This window comes from Streptomyces tricolor, from assembly GCF_002155905.1.
Classification (GTDB): domain Bacteria; phylum Actinomycetota; class Actinomycetes; order Streptomycetales; family Streptomycetaceae; genus Streptomyces; species Streptomyces tricolor.
Window position 1 is genome coordinate 1 of sequence record NZ_MUMF01001064.1, and the last position, 501, is coordinate 501.

Consider the following 501-nt stretch of genomic DNA (forward strand, 5'->3'; position numbering starts at 1 on the left):
GCTGGCCCGGCTGGCGCCGCGGGTGGCGGTGCCGGTGCACTACGGGACGTACTGGCCGATCGGCATGGACGCGGTGCGCCCGCACGAGTTCCACGCGCCGGGTGACGAGTTCGTGCGGCTGGCGGCGGTGGCCGCGCCGCGGGTGGCGGTGCACAGGCTGGGGCACGGGGAGAGCGTGCGGCTGGAGGTCGCGCGGTGACGTGGCTCGCCGAGGCGGCGAGGAGTGTGACGTCGGAGTCCACGCAGCAGGCGGTGGGCTATCCGTCGTTGTTCCTGCTGGTGCTGATCGGGGCGCTGGTGCCGGTGGTGCCGACGGGGGCGCTGGTGAGTTCGGCGGCGGTGGTGGCGCTCCACCGGACCGCGCCGTTCTCACTGGCCCTGGTGTTCGTGACCGCGTCGCTGGCCGCGTTCCTGGGGGACGCGGCGCTGTACTGGCTGGGGCGGCGCGGGATGAGGTCGAAGAACGGGTCGCGGTGGCTGGCGGCGATCCGGGCGCGGGCG

At 75.2% G+C, this 501-nt stretch carries 1 protein-coding gene and 1 pseudogene; both read left to right on the top strand.

The features are described 5' to 3' along the window. Nucleotides 1-199 (top strand): annotated as a pseudogene (locus CCN44_RS42735) (MBL fold metallo-hydrolase); the annotation flags it as partial. Continuing rightward, the coding region (locus CCN44_RS42740; RefSeq protein ID WP_414820564.1) for a DedA family protein at nt 196-501 on the top strand (306 nt) is incomplete at its 3' end. The pseudogene CCN44_RS42735 and the gene CCN44_RS42740, both read left to right, overlap by 4 nt.